Here is a 22,536-nt window from a genome sequence, read left to right on the forward strand (position 1 = left end):
CAATCATGCTTCACAACCAGATAAAAAGTGATATTAAACAGTGCTATACCAACCTGAGTGCACAACTTGAGCATTTTATACCCCGTCGTGCGCAAAACTATCTGGTTGCTGAAATCGCTAAAACGCTATCGGGGGAATACCATGATAAACAGCGAATGCTGGTTGCGGAGGCGGGCACGGGCATCGGCAAGTCCCTGTCGTATCTGATTGGCTGTATCCCGTTTGCACTGTTCAATAACAAAAAAGTACTGATCGCGACGGCAACCGTTGCCTTGCAAGAGCAGCTGGTTCATAAGGATTTACCGCTTTTCAGGCAAATTTTTCCGAAAGAATTTAGTTTTATTCTGGCAAAGGGCCGTCAGCGTTACTGTTGCAGTCATCGTCTTGAAACCAGCTGTGCCGGTCAGGATGACAGTCAGCTGGCGCTCTGGCAGGAGAAACCGAAAAAGTCTGACCTCAGTATGCTTAAACGCATGCTTGCCGCCTGGCAACAGGGAAAGTGGGATGGCGACAGAGACAGCTGGCCGACTGTGGTGCCGGATCGCGTCTGGCAGCAAATCGTATCGGATAAGCACAGTTGTAATTCCGGCATGGCCAAACATCGGAGCTGCCCTTTTGCGAAAGCCAGAGAGCACATGGATAAAGCCGATGTGATTATTGCCAACCATGCGCTGCTGATGGCCGATCTGGAATTAGGCGGCGGCATTATATTGTCAGAGCCTGAACACACCATTTATGCGATTGACGAAGCGCACCACCTGCCACAAGTGGCAAGGGACTTCTCTGCCGCGGCAGCCAGCCTGAAAGGTGCCAGTAACTGGCTGGAAAAGCTCAATCAGTCGGTCAGTAAGCTGGCTGATCTGGCTGATGTCCAAAAGGCCGGCCGTTTTCAAAATACGCTGCAGGAATCTATCCAGCACTTAGTGCCGACGTTACGCCAGCTGGCCGGTCAGGTCGATCCAGCGGTATTCAGCAAAGACGGCAGTTACCGTTTTCCACACGGCGAACTGCCTTCCTGGCTGACAGAAGAGGCTCAGGGATGCCGGGATGCCAGCAAAAAAGCCAGGCAATCTCTGGCAAAAATGCATGACATGATCACTGAACGTCTGAAAGATGACGAAGTACCGGCACGTAGCGCAGAACCGGCTTTGGCAGAATCTGGCCACTATCTGCAGCGGCTTGAAAATCTGGAGAAAGTCTGGTCGCTCATGGCACAGCCCATCAAAGATCAGGGCGCTCCGTTAGCGCGCTGGCTGGAAAAAAATCCGGAACAGGACGGGGATTTTATCGTTCAGGTGTCACCGCTGGAAATCGGCTATCGACTCGATCAGCTTTTGTGGAGCCGGGCAGCAGGTTCCATTTTAGTGTCGGCGACACTCAGGGCTCTGAATCAATTCAGCTACTTCTGTCGTCAGGCCGGTATCAGCGAAACGGAGGGGACACGCTTTCTTGCCCTCGCCTCGCCGTTTGATTACCAGAATAACGGCCGGTTGGTGATCCCGCAGATGAAATGTGAGCCGCAGGCAGAGCAGTTCACTGACTTACTGATAGAAACCCTGCCTGAGTATTTTGAAGGGGAGACCGCCAGCCTGGTGCTGTTTTCTTCCTACTGGCAAATGAACAAGGTCGCGGAAGCCTTAAAGCCGCTTTGTCAAAAAAACAGCTGGGAACTGCTGGTACAGGGAGAAGAGTCACGTACAATCCTCCTGGATAAACACAAGAGCAATTGCGAACAAGGAAAAGCCAGCATTCTGTTCGGCACCGGCAGCTTTTCCGAAGGCCTCGATTTACCCGGGCATCTTCTGAGAAATCTGGTGATCACAAAAATACCGTTTGCGGTGCCTACCTCACCGGTTGAAGAAGCGCATGCGGAATACATTGAAAGTCGGGGTGGTAATCCCTTTTTACAGATTGCCGTACCGGAAGCCAGTAAGAAGCTGATCCAGTCTGCAGGCCGACTGCTGCGCAAAGAGCAGGATTTTGGTAGAGTTGTGCTGCTCGACAGACGGATCATCACACGGCGCTACGGCAAAGCACTGCTCGATTCCTTGCCGCCATTTAAGCGCGTAATTGAACACACCATCAAAGAAAAATGAATAATTAATGATTGAAATGATAGATCCGGGCATGTGGCTCATTCTCGGTCTGGTAGCCCTGGCTGCCGGATTTATTGATGCGGTCGCCGGCGGCGGCGGCATGCTGACAGTCCCGGCCTTGTTGTCGTTAGGATTGCCACCGCACATCGCATTAGGGACCAATAAACTGGCGGCGACTTTTGCCTCCTCTACCGCCGCGCTGACCTACTATAAAAAGCAGTTGTTTTCCCCGGCTTTCTGGAAAGCCTCATTTGTCGCGACCCTGATTGGCGCCGTGACAGGTACGCTGGTTGTTAACATCATCAGTACTGGCTGGCTGGAGAAAGTGCTCCCGCTGATCATTCTTGCAGCGGCAATTTATACGATCTGGCATCCGCACCCCAAAGCCGACAGTCACAAGCTGCCTGAACCCAACGCCAGTCTGAAACGTAAACAGTGGCTGCAGGGCACAGGGCTGGGTTTTTATGACGGCTTGGCCGGACCGGGAACCGGCGCGTTCTGGACGGTGTCGAGCATGGCGCTCTATAAGCTGGACATTTTGCTGGCATCCGGCCTGGCCAAAGCCATGAACTTCACCAGTAACCTGACCTCACTGATAACCTTTGCCATACTGGGTCATATCAATGTTGCCCTCGGGCTGACCATGGGCGTCTGCCTGATGCTCGGCGCCTATATTGGCGCACACTCTGCCATTCGCTTTGGCAGTCAGTTCATTCGCCCGGTATTTGTGACCGTGGTGGTTATCCTGGCCATCCGGCTGGCCTGGCAAGCCTGGTTATAAACAGGTAAGAGGAAAAACAGCTATGACAAACGACCTTCATCGCCTTTCTGATCTGGTCGACAAGCTGCTCTCTCCTGCCGAAGCACTGGATCATCAGCGCAGAGAAAGCAGTAAACCCCTTTTTGACAAACAATTATTTCACGGCCAGTCGCGCCTGCTGGTTCCCTGTATTCGCGAGATTCAGCAAGAGATTGCGGCACTGAAAAGCGAGCAGGCATCAGGCCGGTTACACGCCACCAGAGCCAGTTATGTCTGCGAAAAAATTCTGGCTCAGATCCAGGCAGTACAGCGGGAAATGGCCACCAAACAGATTCGTGAGTCCGAGCCGAAATACCAGGTCAAACAACGTAAAAGCCTGCACGAGCTGTACGATGAACTGGCACAGCATCAGGACTGGGAAAGGCGGCTTACCGCTATGGTGAAAGATAAGGCGTTTGCGCTGGAGCAGGCACCGCAGGCCAGTTCACGCCAGCCTTTGCAACAACAACTGCTCGCGCTGGAAGGCCGGCTTGCCCGCTGCCAGCAGGCAATGACACGCCTTGAAAAGGCGATCCTCCAGCTTGAGCGTAAAGGGTAACTATGCTGCCACTTGTCTATCATCCTGTGTACTCTGAGCTGGTTCTGCCAGCAAAGCACAGATACCCTATTACCAAATATCAGCGCTTGTTCCTGCACCTTACTCAGGAAAAACAGATTGAGACATGGGCCGATGTGGCTTTTTTCCAGCCGGAAGCTGTCACGCCCGACGCCCTCAAAACGCTGCATCAGGCCGACTATATTGACAGCCTGATAAACAACACTTTACCGGCAGCAAAAATGCGCCGTATCGGCTTTCCCTGGAGTCCGCAGCTGATAGAGCGGACCCTGACATCGGCAGGCGGAACCAGAATGACTGTGGATTTGGCCTGTCAGTACGGTATCAGTCTGCATTTAAGTGGCGGTTATCATCATGCACACTATGACTTCGGCAGCGGTTTCTGTCTGGTCAATGATCTGGCGTTTGCGGCCCGGCATGCCCTGACGCTGCCTGGTATTGATAAAGTCATGATCATTGACTGCGATGTCCACCAGGGTGACGGCACCGCCACCTTGCTGGCCGATGACGACAACATCCTGACCTTTTCTGTCCACTGCGACAAAAACTTTCCGGCGCGCAAACCTGACTCTGACATTGATTTAGCCTTACCGCGCGAAACCGGCACCGATGAATATTTATCGGCCTTTAAGGCTGTGCTGACACTGGCGCTGGCACAGCACCGGCCTGATCTGGTGATCTATGATGCAGGGGTGGATATCCACCAGCACGATGCACTCGGCTATTTTAACGTCACCACTGAGGGTATTTTTCAGCGGGATCATTTTGTCATCAGCCAGTGCCACGATAACAACATCCCGCTTGCCGCTGTGGTAGGAGGCGGATACCGTGACGATCACCAGCAATTGGTTAATATCCATGCCCAGCTCTTCTGGGCAGCGCTGGCTGTCCATCAACCCGATAAACAAATCACTGCGCCAGCTGGCACTGTCGACTTTCAGGATGCATGATGAACAAAAAACAACAGCAACAGTCAACCGGACAACACACAGTGAAACATTCGCTCACCGACGCCCCGAAAGAGGTTCAGCTGGCAGTGGATTTGATCTATCTGTTGGAAACCAACAAGGTTGAGCCCGAACTGGCACTGGCCGCGCTGGAAATAGTAAAAACCGATCTGCAGGCGAAGTTGCAGCGAAAAAGCGATGAGTAAGCTTACCCGTCAAAATAATGACGAAACATTAAATTAAACCCGTCGTTTAATGATCCCGCTTTTTATTTATCCTAAAACGTAATATATCAATTCAGATTCATTCTGTTCTTCTCTAAGATATCTGCTCAGATTGATAAAAATAATGAATCAGCCAGTATCAGAACGGATGCCTGATGATGGTTTGCTTTTCCAGGGATAATTAAGAATGACCAAACTATGCAACCTGTCTATTGTTAATGGACTGAAACTCACCAGTATTGCCAGCCTGCTGCTATTAACCGGCTGCGCCTCAGACTCGGCATCTGTTGCCAGCCCAAAAACTGAAACCAATGCCAGCGCTACCAGCCTTGAGCCATTAAAAGACATACAAGCAAAGATCAAAGCCGCCGAACAAACTTTTGCGCAAAACCAGGCGCTCAGCTGGTTTGCAACTGACAGTATGGATGAAGCCAGACAAGCACTGGATGAGGCCCTGGATTACTTCAGTGAATATGGCTTGGATTCAGATAAAGCGAACGACAGTATCGGGATTTTCACCTCAACAACCTACCTGCAGGCCACACAGGAAGCCTTAATCCAGTTCAATCAGCATATTGAATCCGCCAATCACACGCGTGCTGAAGCCACGAAAATACTAAGTGAAGCGTTCAGTAATCGCACTGAGTTAAACAGCATCAGTGCTGCTGCTTATTTCCCTCAGGCAATGGCACAAGCAGAAAAAGAACTGAAAAAGCTCGTTGATTACATCGCTGATAATAACAATGACAAAGCCATTAACGGTCAGGCGGATTTATTGCGAAAACAACGTGCTTTAGAAGTGGATACCGTGACGACCATTTATCTGGCTGACAGCCAGAAAGAGCTCAAACGCCTCCAGGCCGAACAAGCCGGACAACATGCCCCCGAAACACTGAGACATGCCGAGACGACGCTCAAAGCAACAGAAGCTTTCATTACCGCAGAACCTCGCGCGAAAGACGCTATTCAGGAAAAAGCGGACGCAACAGCTTTTGCACTGGCACACGCCAGACATATCGCGCATGTTGTTAAACAGCTCAAAGCCATGAAAACCAGTGATTACGAGCGCCACATTCTGAGCTATGAAAACATTCTGCTGGCGTTCAGTCAGGAGCTGGGGACGGAAGATCTGCGTAATCAGCCCATTTCAGAGCAGGGCAAAACACTGGTGTCCGCTATTCGTGACACGCTGAATGAACAAGGTGATGAAGCCAGACACTTAGCAGAAGCCAAAAACAAACTGGCAGAGCAAACTCAACGCGGTGATGAACTGGCAGTCTCACTGGTGGCAGCAAAACAGCAGATTGCAGCACTTCAAAGCCAGCATGCAGTAGAAAAAAACCTGTTGATACAACAAATTGCCCAATTGACCGTCAATAACCTGCCGGCAGAAAAAACGGCCCAGTCGCCACCATCTCCGGCCACCGCTGTTCAGCCCATTCAGCCGGTAAAACACGCTGAAACCTCGCCACAGCTGCCCAGTGACAACTCTTCCACTACCTCCGGCGAACTTGTTTCGCCTGCGGTACAACAGGATCAGCCCGCCGCATAATCCTTCAGGATTGACGGGTAAGCCGCTCAGTATGAGCGGCTTACCCGCAACGAGATGATCGGCTAAGAGCGAATGAACTTGTTATAAACAAGCAAGACAATAAACGCCCCTAAGGTCGCGGTGATCAGGCTGCCAATATTCACCCCAGTAACCGGCCCCAGGCCAATTAAGCTGCCTACCCAGCCCCCGACAAAAGCACCGACAATCCCCAGAGCCATAGTCACAATCCAGCCCCCGCCGTCTTTACCCGGCATCAGCCATTTGGCCAGTGCACCTGCTATCAGGCCCAGAATAATCCAGGAAAAAATACCCATTTTTCACTCCTCTCGTCGGAATTCACTATGTTCAAAAGAAGCTTAGCTGAGTTTACGAGATATGATGTATTGGAATTAATGCAGATTAAAAAGCGATCCTTTCATAAAATAAAAACCCGATAATCGCTTACCGGGTTTTTTCGTTAGTCTCTCAAGGAATACGTTTATTTGTTATCAATGACCGATCAGTTACAAGGACCAATCAATGCCCAAGGGCCACCCTGATCAGGCTGATTGCCATCCGTCCACCATTTGGCTTCATAAATATTGCCTTCATAGATCGCCTGCTGGCCTGCGGTATAAATCTGTCCATTAACCCAAGGGGCAGGGCAAGATGAACCCGGCTCAAAGCTCACGACCAGAGTCTGATTTGCCGTCACAGCTGTGAAGGTGTAACTGCTGCTCACAGGCTGAGCGACACCATTAACAGTCACTGAACTGACGGTATAACCGCTGTCTGGTACAAAGTTGACAGTAAAGTCATCACCACCTTTAGCAGACAGCACACCGGATGCATCAGGAGCAGGTGAAATTGTACCACCGCTGCCACTGACACTTGCGCTGATATCAAAGTAAACAGGGATATCAATGGTCGCCTCTGTATAACTGCCAGTGAAACCGGCGAAATTGCTGGCAGACAGCGCAGTCACATCCGTATTGTTGAGTACCAAACGCTTCTGATTTCCCTGAGCAAATGGATCCAGTAACGTTATTACAGTGTTTGCGCCTTCCTGAGTCAGCTTCACTGCACTGAACGGAATCGCTTCATTGCTGGGCGTAGTGATGACAGTTTTCGCCGCATCAAAACTATTTACAACCAGCTCAACATTCCAGCCCCAGGTAACACTATTGATTGGCACAATGTAGCCCAGACGGTCATAACCTCCTGTCACATTAACAAACATATACGGGGTTAGATCAGCCAGGGTCAGTCCCACCAGCTCGTAAGAGGCATAAATACCGCCATCTTCGGCCTGAGGCCCGATAACGACAGAGCTTGTTGTCTCAAAAGCTTTCAGGTGCTTAAAGCCGATACCCGCTGTACCTTCAATCTTATCAACCGCCGGATCAAACCCGGTAACCACTTGCTTGCCTGAGTTCCAGGCCAGCGCATAGACATCCGATTTAACAATAACCTGCTCTGTATTGGCCTGGACATCTGAGGCATTAACTCCGGTTAAGATCACTGTCTGTCCGGAAAATTGCAGCTCAGTGCCACCAGCAACCGACGACACGACCAAACCAGCCAATGGATCCGCAGCTTGCCAGCCGCGCAGCACGATAATGTCATCACCAACGGTAAAATCGTTCACTGTAGTGACCGCACCCGTTTGCTCATTCAGCAGAATCTGATCTTTACCGCCACCGGTAATCACAGTGTCATTACCTTCACCGGCAGTCAGCACTTCATCGTAAGGTGAACCCTCAATGACATCGTTCCCCGGGGTATCAAAAATTGTGTTATAACCGCCGAACTTATGCACATATTTGGTAATACACGTTCCCAGCTCGTCACAGGTAATCTGATCATTGGTCAGTAATGCGGCAGTCCCCCAGGCGCCACGTAAGTGGGCTGCAGCCAGAATACCGGACATTGTTGCCTGAACCTGAATCGGATTGCCGTCATCGTCTGTACCCGGCCAGCTTTTTGCCAGAGCCTGTCCCCAGCTCATGTTCGCGTCATCAAGTAACTTGCTGATCACTTTCACGTTAAAGTGCATTGCATCACGCATCACCAATTCTTGCTTTTCTGGCAGACGTAAATCAGCCAGAGAGTTCACACCATTTTTACCGACAAATGTGCCTTCCCAGCGGTTATTATCTGTCACATAAACCTGATTGCCCCCTGAACCTTCGATTTCTGCTAAGGCTTCGGTTTTACAGCCAATCCAGGTTGAATCAGGGACAAACATATAGAAACTGTCGTAGTCAGTACCATCAATGTTTACCACATTAGGGCTGTAATAACCGGCATCAATCAGCACCGCCTCACCTAACTGATAACCGATGAATCCCCATGCATTCATGGAGTTATACTGCATCTGCCGGAACATTTCCGGATCGTTGGGTGTGTTCGGGTTATAAATATTATCAATACCCAGTTTGGTAAAGAACTGGCTGATAGTCGTTGGCTCAGAGATCATCACACCTGTAGAGCAATCACGCACCAACCGGCCTGGTTCTGTCACTTGCGCATAGGTATACACTGGATTATCAAGGTTCTGGGCATAAAAATCTGCCAGAGCAGGATTAATCCCCGACTCAAAATCACGCAGTGAATCCAGAAACCCCTGAATTCCGCTTGCTTGTGCCTGTCCACTGAGTGCTGACGCCACCAGCAAAGTGACGAGTCCATATTTCGTGTTCAACATATTTTCCCTTTCTACTTTTCCTACGAGGCAAAACCTCTCCCGAATCTCCTAATCGCAAAGCGCTAGGAGGCCACCCCGCTGGCGCACGCCAGCAGGAAACTTAATATGTGTAAATTCGATTAGACAGTGAGCAGTCAGCTCACCCGGCTAACAGCACAGCCGTGTCCGGCTGCGTGATCACCCGCCAATACCCTGGCTGCAGCGGCAGCACTTTCAGGGCGGGAAGAGTGAGCACAGAGGTAGTGAGAGACGGTGGGATAACGCAGCAAGTCATAAGGGCTGCGCAGCGCCACAACGATCAGATTACTGAAGTCCTGACTGAGTTGCTGCACCAGTTGCTGAGCCTGCGTCTGGTCAAAGTCTTCACCGGGTAGCGGATGATTTTCTGTGACCACCACCAGGTAACCATCACTACAGTTGTCAGGGAGCTGTTCGACACTGACTTCCTGCCACACGGCTTCCGTCTGGCGCAGGGTTTGAATGAAAGCCTCATAAGCAGGCTGAGACTGGTTAGGGCCAATCCCTCTGGGATTCATCAGGTTATGATAGCTGGCATCTGGCGTGGCATTGACAACATACAGCTTCTGACCACTGATATCTAAGCCGCCACGCACCCAGGTCACTGCCGATTCTGCGGCCTGCCTGGCCACTATCTGGCCGGCTGGCATAGAGACTTTGTGAAATAACGGCATGGGCAACAGCTTATCCAGTTTAAAGCGCACCACTTTTTGTAATGCCTCATCAATCACTTGTTCTGGAAGTTCGCCAGATTTCACGGCATCTATCACACCGTGAATCATCGCCAGTTGCTTATCCAGATACGCCTCTGAGTGATCATAGTGCTCTTCAGAGAGCATGATCATGGTAATCCCTGCCTGCATCGCTCTGACAGCAGCCTCGACCGGCGTATAATGATGCTGGATAGCGCCCATGTTCATGCTGTCGGAAATAATAATGCCTTCAAATCCCATATCCTTGCGCAGCACCTGCTGCAAGATAATTGATGACAATGTCGCCGGGTATGTGTCGTCGAGCTGCGGATAAAGAATGTGGCTGGTCATCACCAGATCCACGCCGGCATTGATCGCCGCCTGAAACGGCGCCAGATCGTTGGCTTTCAGCTCGTCGTAAGATTTACCGACGCGGGGGATATCTCTGTGGGTGTCCCCTTGCGTATCACCATGGCCGGGAAAATGCTTGGCGCAGGCTGTTATTTCGCCTTGGTGTAATCCGCGAACCGCGGCGGCAGAATGCGCGCTGACTTTCTTCGGCTGATCGCCAAACGAACGGGTGTCAATAATCGGCGATTCAGGATTAAAATTCACATCACAGCAGGGGCCAAGGATGCAGTTAAAGCCGGCATAGCGCATTTCATCACCGATCACTTTATACATACGCTCCGTCCCCGCCACCGCATCCGGTACCCCCAGAGCCAGATTGCCCGGCCCTGTTGTCGACTCTCCCACCAGGACACCCCAGGCACCTTCCTGATCCACTCCCAGTAACAAAGGTAAGCGATGATGGTGCTTGACGATAACATCCAGAGACTGATTCAGCTGATGCGCTTCGGTAAAGGTTTCCGCGTTGTCCTGACTTAAGTAACAGCCGCCCAGGTTATACTCTGCCACCATCTGGCGCGCCGCCTCGGCAGATTTGCCGGGAAACGCCAGAATAAACAGCTGGCCAACTTTTTCCTTGAGCGTCCAGCTGGCAATCAGCTCTGCCACTTTTGTGTCTTCAGCCATGTTTCTCTCCCTATCATCCTTAATAAAAATCAAATCATTATTTCTTACGTAACTGACGTATCTGGCCCATAGTGAAAGTCACCGCCACGATCACAATAATGCCGCGCAGGATCAGCTGCTGATCGACATTCAGGCCCATCAGAATCAAGCCGTTGTTCACCATTCCCATAATGAGCGCCCCGATCACAGAGCCGATAACCGTCCCTTTACCACCAAACAAGTTGGTGCCGCCTATGATCACGGCAGCAATCACCAGCATCAGGTCGTTCTCACCTAAGGTGTAACGGGCACTGTAAAGGCGGCCTGAATACAAGATACCGGCCAGTGCCGCAAGAAAGCCGTTCAGCATCAGCACATACAGCTTGATACGGTTGACGTTGATCCCCGAATACATGGCAGAGACTTTATTACCGCCGGTCGCCAGTACATGTTTACCAAAAGTGGTATTACGCAGCACAAAGGCGCCGATGACGGTGACGATAATGGTCCAGATAAACAGGATGGAAAACGGGCCTATGTCGCCGGAGCCAAAGATGAAGGTATAGGTATCATTATCAATCGGAATCGACTGCAACGATGTAGACCAGCGGGCAATACCGGTAATAATGCCTGTAGTACCTAACGTGACCAGGAAAGATGGAATACCCACCTGAGTAACAAAAACCCCGTTCACAAAACCTATCATGGTGCCCACCATCAGAGCGGCAGACATTGCGAGCAAAATACTGTCGGTTTCCTGCAGTGTCAGGGCTGACACTATGGCGGCCAGGGCAACCGTGGCACCAAAGGACAGGTCAATCTCGGCGGCACTCAGCACAAAAGTCATCCCCACAGCCATGATCGCGATAGTCGCAGTCTGGCGGGCAATGTTCATCAGGTTCATCGAGGTCAGAAATCCTTTGTCATGCAGCATCACCGAAAAGAAAATGAAGATGCCGATAAAGACAAAGTAAATGATGTAATCGCGCCAGTTAATACGGCTTGTACGTGGCGGCTGAAGTGTTTTCTCGTTCATTCGCAATTCCTTATCCTTACTGCACTGCTGCCAGCAATGCTTCTTCCGTCATACGCTGGCCACTGAAATGGCGAACGATACGCCCCTTATTGACCACATAAATTACATCGCAGAAACTGCCAACTTCGGCATATTCACTGGACACAAAAATCACGCCATTACCCTGAGCGACATACTGATTCACAATTTTCATGATTTCGTATTTCGCATTGATATCAATGCCGAAGGTCGGATCATCAAGCAGCAGCACTTTAGCGTCTGTAGACAGGCATTTGCCAATCACCACTTTCTGCTGATTACCGCCGGACAAAAAACGTACCGGCTGAGACACGCCAGTGGTCTTCACACCCAGCCTTTTAATGGTCTCTTCCACCATTGACTGGCCTTTGGCTTTATCCAGCACCATAGATCGTGAAATCCGGTCAAACGACGCCATCAATACGTTGTCTTCGACAGAAAAATCCAGCACCAGCCCCTGCGAACGGCGCTCTTCCGGCACCATGTTGATCCCGTTTTCTATCGCCTGCCGGGGGGAGTGAATGTTCACTGCCCGGCCGTTCACCCGCACTTCGCCGCTCTGTATCGGCGTTAAGCCATAAATGGCTTCCAGAATTTCCGTTCTTCCGCTGCCCAGTAACCCTGCCAGGCCTACCACCTGGCCCGGCATCACCTTAAGCGATACCGCATCAAGATCGCAGGTCGTGACATTGCACAACTCTAATAAAGGCACTGTCTCTGATGTGGATGTCGCCGGGCGGTCCCAGATAAAATCCGTGTCGGTTTTACTGCCCAGCATGGCTTCGACCAAGGCATCAACTGAGGTGTCAGCCGTTTGGGTTTCCAGTACGGTATAGCCATCCCGCAGCACAGTGACCGCATCACAGATACGCATAATGTCACTCATGTAATGCGTAATGTAGATAATTGAAATACCTCTGCTTTTGAGGTTTCTTATCACAGTGAACAGTGCATTGATTTCATTATTCGACAGTGAAGCCGTTGGCTCGTCCAGCACCAGAATACGGGCATCCATTGCCATGGCTTTGGCAATCTCAATAAACTGCTGCTCGCCGACACTTAAGGTCTCAATTTTTTGTCTGGGATCGATATCCACGCCCAAGGTTGCCAGAATTGGCTCAGCCTGGCGTACCCGCTCACGGTTGGAGATCAGCGCAGAGCGCTGGTTTGAGTGAGTCAGAAAAATATTGTCTGCCACACTCAGGCTGGGGATCAGACTGAGATCCTGATAGACCATAGCGATCCCTTTCGCTTGCGCGTCTTTCGGGGTGGCGAAATGGCTCTCTTCGCCAAAGAGACGGATTTCACCGCCATCGCGCTGATGAAAACCATTGATCAGTTTGACCAGGGTCGATTTACCCGCCCCGTTCTGACCAACCAGGGCATGTACTTCTCCGGCTTTCAGGGTGAAATTGACCTCTTTCAGCACCGGATTACCATCAAAGCCTTTCTTAAGGCGACGGGCTTCAATTGCATTCACTTCCATTGAATACCTCTTCATAACGGTATGCCGACAGCAAGCTGGCATACCTGCAAACCGAATTTAATTACCCAGTGCTTTTCGCACAGAAGCCGGTGCTTCGCGGCGTAACGCCTGCTGCCAGGCATCAGCCAGATTTTCGCGGGTCACAGCACTGGCACTGACAGTGACAAAAGGTGGCGTGTATTCACCCAGTTTTGCCAGAGCGCCCATACGCGCCAGTGTCTGACCCAGGTCATAGGGCAAATCGGTGACGATACCGGCAACGTTTCGGCCTTTGGCCATATCCAGCGCATTGGCAGCGCCGAGATCCATGGTCACGACTTTGATATCTTTACGTCCCGCGGCGCGCGTTGCCGCGACTACACCTTCGGCAATGCTGTCCCAGGGAGCATAAATGGCGGTCATGTCCGGGTACTGGGTGATCAGTGCCGAGGCAACCACCTCACCGTCATTCGCATTGGCAATACCGCGCTTTGCCACAATCTCAATATCCGGGTAATTTTTCTGCAGATTGGTCAGTACCGCCTGATCACGCTGGTTGGTAACGTAATAATTGGCTTCGTGATAAATAAACCCGACTTTGCCTTTATTACCCACCGCCTTTGCTAGCATATCGGCTGCCAGTTTACCCATCTGGAACAAGTCATCCGTCACAATACCGGCATAATCTTTGCCATGTTCAAAACCACTGGGTAAATTACTGATCAGCACCAGTTTGCTGCCCTGCTGTACCGCAGGTTTAAACGCCGCGGCGCCAGACACAGGGTCGACCACCAGCGCAATCAGAATGTCAGGCTTCATGGCCATAGTGGTTTCGACATCGGTTTTTTGCTTATTGGCATCAAATTCCGCATCGGTCACGGCCACCACATCAATATTGAGTTCAGCAAACATGTCTTTCGCGCCATCAATCAGCGCATTAGACCAGTCTGATGTGCTGTGCATCAGAATCGCTGCAGTGTAATCCTTGGTTTTAATCGCATTTTCCTGTGATGCATTTAAAGTCACATCAGTATAAGACGTTGCTGTTTCTCCGTTTGGTCCTTGTGTTGAAGTCACTTCCGCCATTGAAGGCATGGCCACTGCCAATAGAGCAGTGAAACCTAAGGTTTGGCATGCCTGAGCTATTTTTTTCAATTTCATTCCCTGTCCCACCTGTGATTTGAGTATTACATGAGTATTAATATAGGTGTTTTTTAGGTATTTAATGAGATCAAGATCTCGACACATTGTTTTTACATAGTGATAACAATCACAATAACAGCTGAAAAACAACGAACTCCTCATTGACCAGACAAATAACACAAGTTAGATACGTAATAACACGAGATAAAACACCTACCAAACACCTACAAACAAAAAAGCAAGGTGATTGATAGGTAAAAGCTGGGTATCATGGCAGGGTAATACTGGCCAAGGCCGCGGTCAGTAGAAAACGAGGTAATCAGGAAACATGAGTCAGCACACCGCCAATCAAAACAGCAGTGCAGCCAAAGTGACTGCCGGCATTTATCAACAGCTTCTGGCGCACCACGACATCTACTTCATTGCATTTGATCAGCATGAGCAGGTGATTGCCAGTAACTACCCGGTTGCGACGCTCACTCTGAAGCAGTTGGATGATCTTGTTTTTCTGGTCGGCCCGGCCAATATTGCGCAGATCAGATCAGTGCTGTTGCAGCAAACCGAACAGTGCCGGTTTTCTGTCGCCAATCTGGCCTTCGAGACGCTGTGTCTGCAAGATGGTAATGCGCCTGCTGTCTATTGCCTGCACATCAAAGCCAAGGACGATAATACAGCTGAGCCTAAACTGTCTGCCATTGAGCAGGATTATAAAATCATCAACGAACTTGCCAGCTCCCTGAGTTTCCTCACTACGGCATCGGAGAATCACCTGCCTGAGCATTTACAGCAGGAAGTACGCAATACCCATTTACCGGAAGTGGAAGCCCGCCTGAAACAGGTGCAGGATCCCGGGCTGAAAATGTGCCTTGAGATTGTGAAATCCAATATGGAAAGCCTGCTGAACGATGTACCGGGGATGAATAGCCGTTTGCTGGAGGTGCTGACCCCGTCAGAACTGCAGGTTGCAGAATTCATCCGAGGCGGGATGTCGAGTAAAGAAATTGCGAGTACCCTGAATGTGGCGCGCAAGACAGTGGAAAACCACAGAAACAGCTTACGCAATAAACTGGGTATTACTAACAGAGGGGTAAATCTCAGGAATTACCTGTTAAGCCTGGAAAAGAAATAAGCATCCCTGATATAGCGTTGTCTGTGTCAAACGTCTGACTTAACACCCGTTAGCAGTACGCAGGCGTTTCGGCCACTCAGCCGTACCGGACGACAACATAACAATCTTCCCTTCCCGTGCTTCACCCGAATGATGGGAAAGCACACTACCCAGCAGCGGTTCGACTTTCATAGGACTGCGAGAAGCTGGAATCATATCGATTAAACGGGAGAACTCTTCAAATCCCATCGGTTCCAGATGATTGGCTCGAATTTTCATGTTCATTGCGCTTCTTCACTCCTTTCCTTGGCGGTCATCATCGCAACAAAATATGACAATAATAAATCTCAATGTGACATTTATGTTAAACGTTAATTCCCTGTAAGAAATTGACATATCCCTCAATAAACTGGACGTACCTCTTATATCACCACGAGCAAGGTCACAAATATTGAAGATAGAAAACATAACTAAAATCAATGTATCAACTAATAGCGACTGAAAAGACGTAAAGATGAGATGATGATTTTTATGTCTTAAGTCTGTTTTAAGTTTCCCTTTCTAAGGTGTGCATACATACCTTCAGGGGAACTTTGCGATGAATCGGCATAATTCTAACAAATTAACCTTGGTGCATATTGATAAAGATCATCCTTTACGTGAGAAAACAGAATCTTATGTTGCCTCCCTAAGCACAATTTGTCATCTGATGGGACTGGGCATGTCCATCATCCGCAACATCGCTGAACTGGCTGAACTGGCTGAACTGCATGGCGGCTCTATTTCACTGGAACCACAATCTTCGGCAGGCAAAAACGGTTTCCAGGTCACCTTCCCGCTCAAAACCGGCCACATTCAATAGTGGCCTAACCATATAAGCTGACTATCTGGTCGACGACGCTATCTCCACCTATTCATCTGATTAAAAAACAAAAAAACAAACCAACGCACGTCACAATCACACAAGCTGAGCCAAATTAAACCCTACCCGCTTAAAATCAGCTGCCATAATTACTTAGATAGCAAAACGTTTTATCTGTAAGGATTGTATAGCGGATACCCTCATTTATGACTGTCAAAATGGAAGTGAAGAATCTCTACAAAGTGTTTGGCAGTGCCCCTGAAAGGGCGTTTCCATTACTGGAACAGGGGTTAGATAAGGATGCCATTTTTGAAAAAACCGGCCTGACTGTCGGCGTCAAAGATGCCACTCTCACCATTAACCAAGGCGAAATTTTCGTGATCATGGGCCTCTCCGGCTCAGGAAAATCGACTCTGGTTCGCCTGCTTAACCGCCTCATCGAGCCCACCAGCGGTCAGGTACTGCTTGATAACAAAGACATCGCCAACATTTCAGAGGATGAGTTGCGTACTGTGCGGCGGAACAATATCAGCATGGTGTTTCAATCATTTGCTCTCATGCCCCATATGACGGTTATTGATAATACCGCCTTCGGCCTGGATCTCGCGGGGGTCGACAAAGACACCCGTTACGATACGGCACTCCAGGCGCTGACACGGGTTGGGCTGGAAGCATATGCTGCCTCATACCCTGACGAGTTGTCAGGCGGTATGAAGCAAAGGGTCGGTCTGGCAAGAGCGCTGGCCAATGACCCGGACATCCTGTTGATGGATGAGGCTTTTTCTGCCCTTGATCCGCTGATCCGCACCGAAATGCAAGATGAGCTTATCCGCCTGCAAAATGATGACAAACGCACTGTGGTTTTTATTTCTCACGACCTGGATGAAGCCATGCGGATTGGCGATCGGATTGCCATTATGCAGAACGGTGAAGTGATTCAGATTGGCACACCGGATGAAATCCTCCATCACCCGGCCAATGACTATGTGCGCTCTTTCTTTAAGGGCGTAGATGTTACCAATGTCTTTACGGCCAAAGACATCGCTCGCAAACACCAGGTCACTGTGATTAAAAAGGGGGAAACGGACGGCCCGCGTGCCGCATTGCAACTGCTCAATGATAATGACAGAGAGTTCGGCATTGTGGTCGACCGCCGTAACCTGTATGTCGGACTGGTGTCAACAGACACACTGCAAACGGCCAGCAAAGCAGATCAGACCCTGACTCAGGCTCTGCTGGTCGATACCGTGACTTTCCTGCCTGAAACCCCTGTAGGTGAGCTGATAGGTCGGGTGGCCGACCTGCCCTACGGTGTGCCTGTTGTCGATGAAAACCAGGTTTATCATGGTGTTATTACCAAAGCACGCCTGTTACAGACGCTAGACCGGGAGGCCTGATATGAGCCAGGAAAATCACCCAGAATCATCCGCACCGGTGACGAACAGTCCCTCATCCGTACCGGCCTCACAAGACCCCTGGTCCAGCACAGATACCAGCAATACCGACCCCTGGGGCAATTCAGCCACTTCGACACCCAATTCCGGCTCCGACTGGCTCAATACCACAGATACAACGCCCGTTGACCCGTCCATCGATTGGATCCATCCGTTCCAGGATGCCCTGATCCCCTTCGACCAATGGGTCGAAGACGGCATCAACTGGCTGGTTGTCAATTTCCGGCCCGCCTTTCAGGCTATCAGTGTGCCGATTGATTACATCCTCACAGCCTTCCAGGCAACACTGCAGAGCACACCGGCACTCCTGATGATTTTTCTGATCATGATCCTGGCCTGGCAGATTGCCGGCCTGCGCATGGGGATTGCCAGTGTGATCTCGATGCTGCTGATAGGGGCTATCGGAGCCTGGGATCAGGCGATGGTCACGCTGGCGCTGGTTCTGACATCCGTTTTCTTTTGTCTGCTGATTGGCTTACCAACCGGTATCTGGCTGGCACGGAGTGAAAAATCGGCCAGAATTGTCAGGCCTATTCTTGATGCGATGCAAACAACGCCCGCTTTCGTCTATCTCGTGCCTATAGTGATGTTATTTGGTATCGGGAATGTCCCTGGTGTCGTCGTAACCATCATCTTTGCCCTGCCTCCGATTATCCGGCTAACGATTCTGGGGATCCGCCAGGTGCCTGAGGAACTGATTGAAGCCGCCCACTCTTTTGGCGCGAACCCGAAACAAATGCTCTATAAGGTTCAGTTGCCGCTGGCCATGCCCACCATTATGGCCGGGGTAAACCAAACCCTGATGCTGGCACTGTCTATGGTGGTGATTGCCTCCATGATAGCCGTTGGCGGACTGGGCCAGATGGTGCTGCGCGGTATCGGCCGTCTGGATATGGGGCTGGCCGCCATTGGCGGGCTGGGTATTGTCATTCTGGCTATCCTGCTCGACCGGCTGACACAGGCAATGGGAGCGTCCGAGCGCGGCCGATCTTACCGTCACTGGTATGAACACGGCCCTATCGGGTTCATTTATCGCCGGTTCAAAAAAGACCAGGCTCCGCATCTGACAACACATTCACAACCCTGAGGAGAAGACAATGACAAGGTCCTGGAAGTCACTTTCCCTGAGCACGGCATTATTTGCCGGCGCCTTTTCTTTCCCTGCCATAGCAGCAGATTTACCCGGTGAAGGCGTTACCGTACAGCCAGTACAAAGTACAGTGGCGGAAGAAACCTTCCAGACACTGATCGTCAATAAAGCACTGGAGGCACTGGGTTACGACGTCCGGCCCACTAAAGAGGTGGACTATAATGTAGGCTACACTTCGATTGCCAATGGCGATGCCACTTTCCTGGCCGTGAACTGGGCACCCCTTCATAAAGACAAATTCATCCAATCAGGCGGAGACAATAAATTCTACCGCAAAGGCTATTACATCACCGGAGCCGCTCAGGGCTATCTGATTGATAAAAAAACCGCCGATAAATACGGCATCACCAATATCAGCCAGCTGAAAGACCCTGAGCTGGCAAAGCTGTTTGATGCCAACGGAAACGGCAAAGCCGATCTGACCGGCTGTAACCCAGGCTGGGGATGTGAAGGGGTGATCGAACACCAACTGGATGCCTACGGGCTGCGTGACACAGTCACCCATAACCAGGGTAATTACGCCGCCATCATTGCCGATACCATCTCCCGCTACCGCAATGGCTCACCCATTCTGTACTACACTTGGACCCCTTACTGGGTCAGCGGTGTGCTGGTTCCGGGTAAAGATGTGGTATGGCTGGAAGTGCCGTTCTCGTCATTACCGGGCGAGCGGGCAAAAGTGGATACCGCCCTGCCTAACGGTAAAAACTACGGCTTTGAAATGAACAGCATGCGCATTGTTGCCAACAAACAGTTTGCTGAAGACAATCCGGCTGCGGCCAAACTGTTTGAAATCATGACACTGAATATCAATGACGTCAGTGCTCAGAATATGCGTATGAGTCAGGGCCAGAATTCCCAGAAAGACATAGAAAACCATGTTAACGGCTGGATTCAGTCGCACCAGCAAGTATTTGACAACTGGATTAGCCAGGCAAAAAAAGCCGCTGATGATGCATCTTAATAGCTGAACTATGCAATTAATCTGATAGTATATTTGTCAGGCCAGCCTCTCGTGCTGGCCTGATGAAATCTGTATTAAACCTGAAAGACAAAAACCTCATAATTGCTAAGTGTATTTATTAGCTATATTCTTAATATCATGGTTAAAATTTGACGGTAAATATATGTTCTTGGATTATTTTGCATTGGGTTTACTTATTTTTGTAGCCCTTGTTTTGTTTTACGGCATTATAGCGATTCACGATATTCCTTATGAGATCGCCAAAGAGCGAGAGCACCCTCATCAGGATGCTATTCATTATGCGGGCTGGGTAAGCCTGTTCACATTACATGCTCTGTGGCCATTTTTATGGATATGGGCAACCCTGTGGCGTAAAGAAAGAGGCTGGGGGTTCAAACAGGTTCATGATGAACAAGTATTGCTTCAGACCCAGTTAACCAAAATGGAAATGCAACTCCAGCTACTGCAATCCGAACTTACCGCGTTAAAACAACAACGACAGCCAATGAATAACAGCAATAATAACAGCGAGGGTAATCAATAATGGAAACGTTACTGGTCCTCTCTTACGCGGCCATCTGTATTTTTATCTTCAAAGTTTTCCGGATTCCGTTAAATAAGTGGACAGTGCCGACTGCCGTACTTGGCGGTATCATCCTTGTCGGCGCTCTGGTCCTGTTCATGAACTATAACCACCCCCATACCAGCCTGGGCGGTGAATATTTCGTCTCCACACCTATCATGCCGAACGTGCGCGGTAAGGTCATTGAAGTGCCTGTCACCCCGAATTCCCCGCTGGATGAAGGTGATATTCTATTCAAAATTGATCCCACGCCTTTTCAGGCGGAAGTTGACAGGCTGGAAGCCCAGCTTGCAGAAACCCGACAAAATGTACTTGGGCAGGAAGCCAGCTACAAAGCGGCAATGGCAACCCGCATCAAAGCGCAGGCAGAACGCGATCGCACCTATCAGCAGTACCAACGTTATGCGACAGGGTATAAACGCGGCGCTTTCACCAAAGCCGATGTTGATAACCGTGAGCAATTCTACCGCAGCGCCGAAGCGGCACTGGAAGCCGCGCAAGCTGATGAGCGCCGGGCAAAGCTGGCTTACGAGTCTAACATTAATGGCCAGAATACAGCTGTTGCTCAGATTCAAGCGCAGCTGGTCAAAGCCCAGTTTAACCTGGATTCCACTATCGTTCGTGCGCCTACAGATGGCTTTGTGACTCAGGTGTTGTTACGCCCGGGCATGATGGCTGTGCCATTGCCACTGCGCCCAGTGATGACCTTTATCAATACCAACGATGACTTCATCATAGGTGCGTTTCGTCAGAACTCGCTGTTGCGCCTCAAACCCGGCTTTGAAGCCGATATCATTTTCCGTGCCATTCCGGGGAAAACGTTTAAAGCCGAAGTCATTGATGTATTACCGGCCATTGGTGAAGGTCAGGCGCAAGCACAAGGAACGCTGATTGGCACCGATATGCTAATGCGCCAGGGCCGGCCGCTGGTCAGGTTCAAAATGATTGACGATCTCAGTGAGTACCAACTGCCTTTAGGGGCCAATATGGAAATTGCCGTGTATTCAGATCACGCACACCACCTGGCAGTTATGCGTAAGATATTAATTCGCATGAAGAGCTGGCAGAACTACCTGTATCTGGATCATTAATCTTCCCCCAGCATGCCTGCTATGCGCAGGCATGCTTCACTCTTCTGCCTTTACTGCCAACCGAATCTGCTTCTGGGTCACTATCTGACGCACACAATCCAAGATCAGAAAGAGTACTGCCACCCAGATAAAGAGGTAGGTCGGCCACTCTCCGTCGGCAATGCTTTCCCCGAGTACCAAAGACACCACCACCAGCAATACCGGTTCCACATAGCTCAATAATCCGAACAGGCTGAAGCTCAGCAGTTTACTCGCCACAATGTAGCTGCCAACCGCAAAAGCACTGATGACACCCAGCCCCATAATGAGCCAGCTAAGATGAGGGTGCTGGGCAAAAACGCTCAGGCTTTCATGCTCAAAAAATAACCACCAGATGGCCGGTGGGATCATGATGGCCATATCAAACCACAGGCCGCCCAGACTGTCTGTACCGAGTTTACGCCGCAGCATAAAATAGCCGGGATAACCTATCGCCACCACCAGCGTTTCCCAATACAAACCTCCCGAAAGCCAAAGCTTATGAGCAACACCGACTGCAGCAAAGAGAACCGCAATTTTTTGCAGCCCGCTCAGTCTGTCCTGATAAACGAAACGGCCCAGCACCACCATCACCAGCGGCATCATGAAATAGCCCAGAGAAACCGGCAGAGCACGGCCATTGATCGGCGCCCACATGAACAGCCAGAACTGCAAACCCAGCAGAAAAGCCGACAGTGGCAAGCCCAGCCATAAGCCAGGTCGCTGGCGGATTTCAGTCACAATAGCCATCACCTGTGGCCATTCTTTGCTAAACAGCAGAAAAGCGGTGAGAAACGGTAAGGTCAGTAACAGCCGCCAGCTAAAGATAGCTTCGCCATTCAGAGGATGCAGCAGGGTCGAGTAGTAATACAGCGCCCCGAACAGACACGACGACATCACTGACAGAAAAACGCCTTTTCCCACATTACCCCCTGACATCCGATCCATTTGGCGACAACCTTAAACGCACAGGATGATATCAGCCCGTTGTCGCCAATGGCGATATAAATTTCCGTCAGGGATGCAGGACGTTGAGAGG

General features: G+C 50.3%; 21 protein-coding genes. 13 read left to right on the forward strand and 8 right to left on the reverse strand.

All coding sequences use genetic code 11. The features are described 5' to 3' along the window. The first annotated feature begins 5 nt into the window (after window positions 1–5). The 6 genes from dinG to L6J37_RS04940 all read left to right on the forward strand — a co-directional run bounded on the left by dinG (window position 6) and on the right by L6J37_RS04940 (window position 6,195). On the forward strand, window positions 6–2,096 hold the full coding sequence (dinG, locus tag L6J37_RS04915; protein ID WP_237794349.1) for an ATP-dependent DNA helicase DinG: 2,091 nt from the start codon (window positions 6–8) through the stop codon (window positions 2,094–2,096). Between the two features lie 7 nt (window positions 2,097–2,103). Further along, window positions 2,104–2,877 (forward strand): sulfite exporter TauE/SafE family protein, encoded by a 774-nt coding sequence (locus tag L6J37_RS04920; protein ID WP_192014816.1) that lies wholly within the window; start codon window positions 2,104–2,106, stop codon window positions 2,875–2,877. Window positions 2,878–2,899: 22 nt separating this feature from the next. Beyond that, window positions 2,900–3,454, forward strand: coding sequence for a primosomal replication protein (locus tag L6J37_RS04925; RefSeq protein ID WP_237794350.1), 555 nt, complete (start codon window positions 2,900–2,902; stop codon window positions 3,452–3,454). 2 nt (window positions 3,455–3,456) lie between these two features. Next, window positions 3,457–4,422, forward strand: coding sequence for a histone deacetylase family protein (locus L6J37_RS04930; RefSeq protein ID WP_237794351.1), 966 nt, complete (start codon window positions 3,457–3,459; stop codon window positions 4,420–4,422). Then, window positions 4,419–4,625 (forward strand): pleiotropic regulatory protein RsmS, encoded by a 207-nt coding sequence (rsmS, locus tag L6J37_RS04935; protein ID WP_237794352.1) that lies wholly within the window; start codon window positions 4,419–4,421, stop codon window positions 4,623–4,625. Before L6J37_RS04930 ends, rsmS begins: the two co-directional genes overlap by 4 nt. A gap of 205 nt (window positions 4,626–4,830) precedes the next feature. Continuing rightward, window positions 4,831–6,195 (forward strand): hypothetical protein, encoded by a 1,365-nt coding sequence (locus L6J37_RS04940; RefSeq protein WP_237794355.1) that lies wholly within the window; start codon window positions 4,831–4,833, stop codon window positions 6,193–6,195. A gap of 62 nt (window positions 6,196–6,257) precedes the next feature. Here the strand turns inward: L6J37_RS04940 and L6J37_RS04945 are convergent, their stop codons facing one another. From L6J37_RS04945 to L6J37_RS04970, 6 genes are all read right to left on the reverse strand, one after another. Further along, window positions 6,258–6,509 carry a GlsB/YeaQ/YmgE family stress response membrane protein gene (locus L6J37_RS04945; RefSeq protein ID WP_046219430.1) on the reverse strand — a complete coding sequence of 84 codons (252 nt, stop codon included), beginning with the start codon at window positions 6,507–6,509 and terminating at the stop codon, window positions 6,258–6,260. Between the two features lie 185 nt (window positions 6,510–6,694). After that, the gene (locus tag L6J37_RS04950) at window positions 6,695–8,881 is read right to left on the reverse strand and encodes a carbohydrate-binding protein (RefSeq protein ID WP_237794357.1); all 2,187 of its coding nucleotides are present in this window, start codon (window positions 8,879–8,881) and stop codon (window positions 6,695–6,697) included. 134 nt (window positions 8,882–9,015) lie between these two features. After that, window positions 9,016–10,626, reverse strand: coding sequence for a glycoside hydrolase family 3 N-terminal domain-containing protein (locus L6J37_RS04955; RefSeq protein WP_192014810.1), 1,611 nt, complete (start codon window positions 10,624–10,626; stop codon window positions 9,016–9,018). Between the two features lie 37 nt (window positions 10,627–10,663). Next, window positions 10,664–11,641, reverse strand: coding sequence for an ABC transporter permease (locus L6J37_RS04960; protein WP_192014809.1), 978 nt, complete (start codon window positions 11,639–11,641; stop codon window positions 10,664–10,666). A 16-nt stretch (window positions 11,642–11,657) separates the two neighbouring features. Continuing rightward, the gene (locus tag L6J37_RS04965; RefSeq protein WP_237794359.1) at window positions 11,658–13,145 is read right to left on the reverse strand and encodes a sugar ABC transporter ATP-binding protein; all 1,488 of its coding nucleotides are present in this window, start codon (window positions 13,143–13,145) and stop codon (window positions 11,658–11,660) included. A 57-nt stretch (window positions 13,146–13,202) separates the two neighbouring features. Further along, a complete protein-coding gene (locus L6J37_RS04970) occupies window positions 13,203–14,219 on the reverse strand; it encodes a substrate-binding domain-containing protein (protein ID WP_192015051.1) in 1,017 nt (338 codons plus the stop codon). 376 nt (window positions 14,220–14,595) lie between these two features. On the opposite strand from L6J37_RS04970, the gene L6J37_RS04975 reads away from it, so the two are divergent. Next, window positions 14,596–15,396, forward strand: coding sequence for a response regulator transcription factor (locus L6J37_RS04975; protein WP_192014807.1), 801 nt, complete (start codon window positions 14,596–14,598; stop codon window positions 15,394–15,396). Window positions 15,397–15,435: 39 nt separating this feature from the next. Here the strand turns inward: L6J37_RS04975 and L6J37_RS04980 are convergent, their stop codons facing one another. Then, window positions 15,436–15,660 carry a hypothetical protein gene (locus L6J37_RS04980; RefSeq protein WP_192014806.1) on the reverse strand — a complete coding sequence of 75 codons (225 nt, stop codon included), beginning with the start codon at window positions 15,658–15,660 and terminating at the stop codon, window positions 15,436–15,438. 313 nt (window positions 15,661–15,973) lie between these two features. Here L6J37_RS04980 and L6J37_RS04985 point away from each other — a divergent pair, with 313 nt between their 5' ends. The 6 genes from L6J37_RS04985 (at window position 15,974) to L6J37_RS05010 (ending at window position 21,479) form a co-directional block, all read left to right on the forward strand. Beyond that, complete coding sequence (locus L6J37_RS04985) at window positions 15,974–16,237, forward strand: hypothetical protein (protein ID WP_237794361.1); 264 nt, start codon at window positions 15,974–15,976, stop codon at window positions 16,235–16,237. A gap of 206 nt (window positions 16,238–16,443) precedes the next feature. Next, window positions 16,444–17,634 carry a glycine betaine/L-proline ABC transporter ATP-binding protein ProV gene (proV, locus tag L6J37_RS04990; RefSeq protein ID WP_192014804.1) on the forward strand — a complete coding sequence of 397 codons (1,191 nt, stop codon included), beginning with the start codon at window positions 16,444–16,446 and terminating at the stop codon, window positions 17,632–17,634. A gap of 1 nt (window position 17,635) precedes the next feature. Continuing rightward, the gene (gene proW, locus L6J37_RS04995) at window positions 17,636–18,778 is read left to right on the forward strand and encodes a glycine betaine/L-proline ABC transporter permease ProW (RefSeq protein ID WP_192014803.1); all 1,143 of its coding nucleotides are present in this window, start codon (window positions 17,636–17,638) and stop codon (window positions 18,776–18,778) included. Window positions 18,779–18,788: 10 nt separating this feature from the next. Then, window positions 18,789–19,805, forward strand: a complete 1,017-nt coding sequence (proX, locus tag L6J37_RS05000) for a glycine betaine/L-proline ABC transporter substrate-binding protein ProX (RefSeq protein ID WP_192014802.1) — start codon at window positions 18,789–18,791, stop codon at window positions 19,803–19,805. A gap of 163 nt (window positions 19,806–19,968) precedes the next feature. Next, a complete protein-coding gene (locus tag L6J37_RS05005) occupies window positions 19,969–20,349 on the forward strand; it encodes a DUF3302 domain-containing protein (RefSeq protein ID WP_192014801.1) in 381 nt (126 codons plus the stop codon). Beyond that, window positions 20,349–21,479, forward strand: a complete 1,131-nt coding sequence (locus tag L6J37_RS05010; protein WP_192014800.1) for an HlyD family secretion protein — start codon at window positions 20,349–20,351, stop codon at window positions 21,477–21,479. The genes L6J37_RS05005 and L6J37_RS05010 overlap by 1 nt, the downstream gene beginning before the upstream one ends. 36 nt (window positions 21,480–21,515) lie before the next feature. Here the strand turns inward: L6J37_RS05010 and rarD are convergent, their stop codons facing one another. Further along, window positions 21,516–22,445, reverse strand: coding sequence for an EamA family transporter RarD (gene rarD, locus L6J37_RS05015; RefSeq protein ID WP_237794363.1), 930 nt, complete (start codon window positions 22,443–22,445; stop codon window positions 21,516–21,518). Window positions 22,446–22,536: the final 91 nt, after the last annotated feature.

The organism is Photobacterium sp. WH77 (assembly GCF_022014395.1).
In the GTDB taxonomy this organism is placed as follows: domain Bacteria; phylum Pseudomonadota; class Gammaproteobacteria; order Enterobacterales; family Vibrionaceae; genus Photobacterium; species Photobacterium arenosum.

Coding starts and splice junctions, on each gene's coding strand:
- L6J37_RS04960 (WP_192014809.1), bottom strand. CDS start 11,641: ATGAACGAGAAAACACTTCAGCCGCCACGTACAAGCCGTATTAACTGG.
- proX (WP_192014802.1), top strand. CDS start 18,789: ATGACAAGGTCCTGGAAGTCACTTTCCCTGAGCACGGCATTATTTGCC.
- L6J37_RS04950 (WP_237794357.1), bottom strand. CDS start 8,881: ATGTTGAACACGAAATATGGACTCGTCACTTTGCTGGTGGCGTCAGCA.
- L6J37_RS04970 (WP_192015051.1), bottom strand. CDS start 14,219: ATGCCTTCAATGGCGGAAGTGACTTCAACACAAGGACCAAACGGAGAA.
- proW (WP_192014803.1), top strand. CDS start 17,636: ATGAGCCAGGAAAATCACCCAGAATCATCCGCACCGGTGACGAACAGT.
- L6J37_RS04940 (WP_237794355.1), top strand. CDS start 4,831: ATGACCAAACTATGCAACCTGTCTATTGTTAATGGACTGAAACTCACC.
- L6J37_RS04955 (WP_192014810.1), bottom strand. CDS start 10,626: ATGGCTGAAGACACAAAAGTGGCAGAGCTGATTGCCAGCTGGACGCTC.
- L6J37_RS04920 (WP_192014816.1), top strand. CDS start 2,104: ATGATTGAAATGATAGATCCGGGCATGTGGCTCATTCTCGGTCTGGTA.
- L6J37_RS04930 (WP_237794351.1), top strand. CDS start 3,457: ATGCTGCCACTTGTCTATCATCCTGTGTACTCTGAGCTGGTTCTGCCA.
- L6J37_RS04925 (WP_237794350.1), top strand. CDS start 2,900: ATGACAAACGACCTTCATCGCCTTTCTGATCTGGTCGACAAGCTGCTC.
- L6J37_RS04975 (WP_192014807.1), top strand. CDS start 14,596: ATGAGTCAGCACACCGCCAATCAAAACAGCAGTGCAGCCAAAGTGACT.
- L6J37_RS05010 (WP_192014800.1), top strand. CDS start 20,349: ATGGAAACGTTACTGGTCCTCTCTTACGCGGCCATCTGTATTTTTATC.
- L6J37_RS04980 (WP_192014806.1), bottom strand. CDS start 15,660: ATGAACATGAAAATTCGAGCCAATCATCTGGAACCGATGGGATTTGAA.
- rsmS (WP_237794352.1), top strand. CDS start 4,419: ATGATGAACAAAAAACAACAGCAACAGTCAACCGGACAACACACAGTG.
- proV (WP_192014804.1), top strand. CDS start 16,444: ATGACTGTCAAAATGGAAGTGAAGAATCTCTACAAAGTGTTTGGCAGT.
- dinG (WP_237794349.1), top strand. CDS start 6: ATGCTTCACAACCAGATAAAAAGTGATATTAAACAGTGCTATACCAAC.
- L6J37_RS04985 (WP_237794361.1), top strand. CDS start 15,974: ATGAATCGGCATAATTCTAACAAATTAACCTTGGTGCATATTGATAAA.
- L6J37_RS04945 (WP_046219430.1), bottom strand. CDS start 6,509: ATGGGTATTTTTTCCTGGATTATTCTGGGCCTGATAGCAGGTGCACTG.
- rarD (WP_237794363.1), bottom strand. CDS start 22,445: ATGGATCGGATGTCAGGGGGTAATGTGGGAAAAGGCGTTTTTCTGTCA.
- L6J37_RS05005 (WP_192014801.1), top strand. CDS start 19,969: ATGTTCTTGGATTATTTTGCATTGGGTTTACTTATTTTTGTAGCCCTT.
- L6J37_RS04965 (WP_237794359.1), bottom strand. CDS start 13,145: ATGGAAGTGAATGCAATTGAAGCCCGTCGCCTTAAGAAAGGCTTTGAT.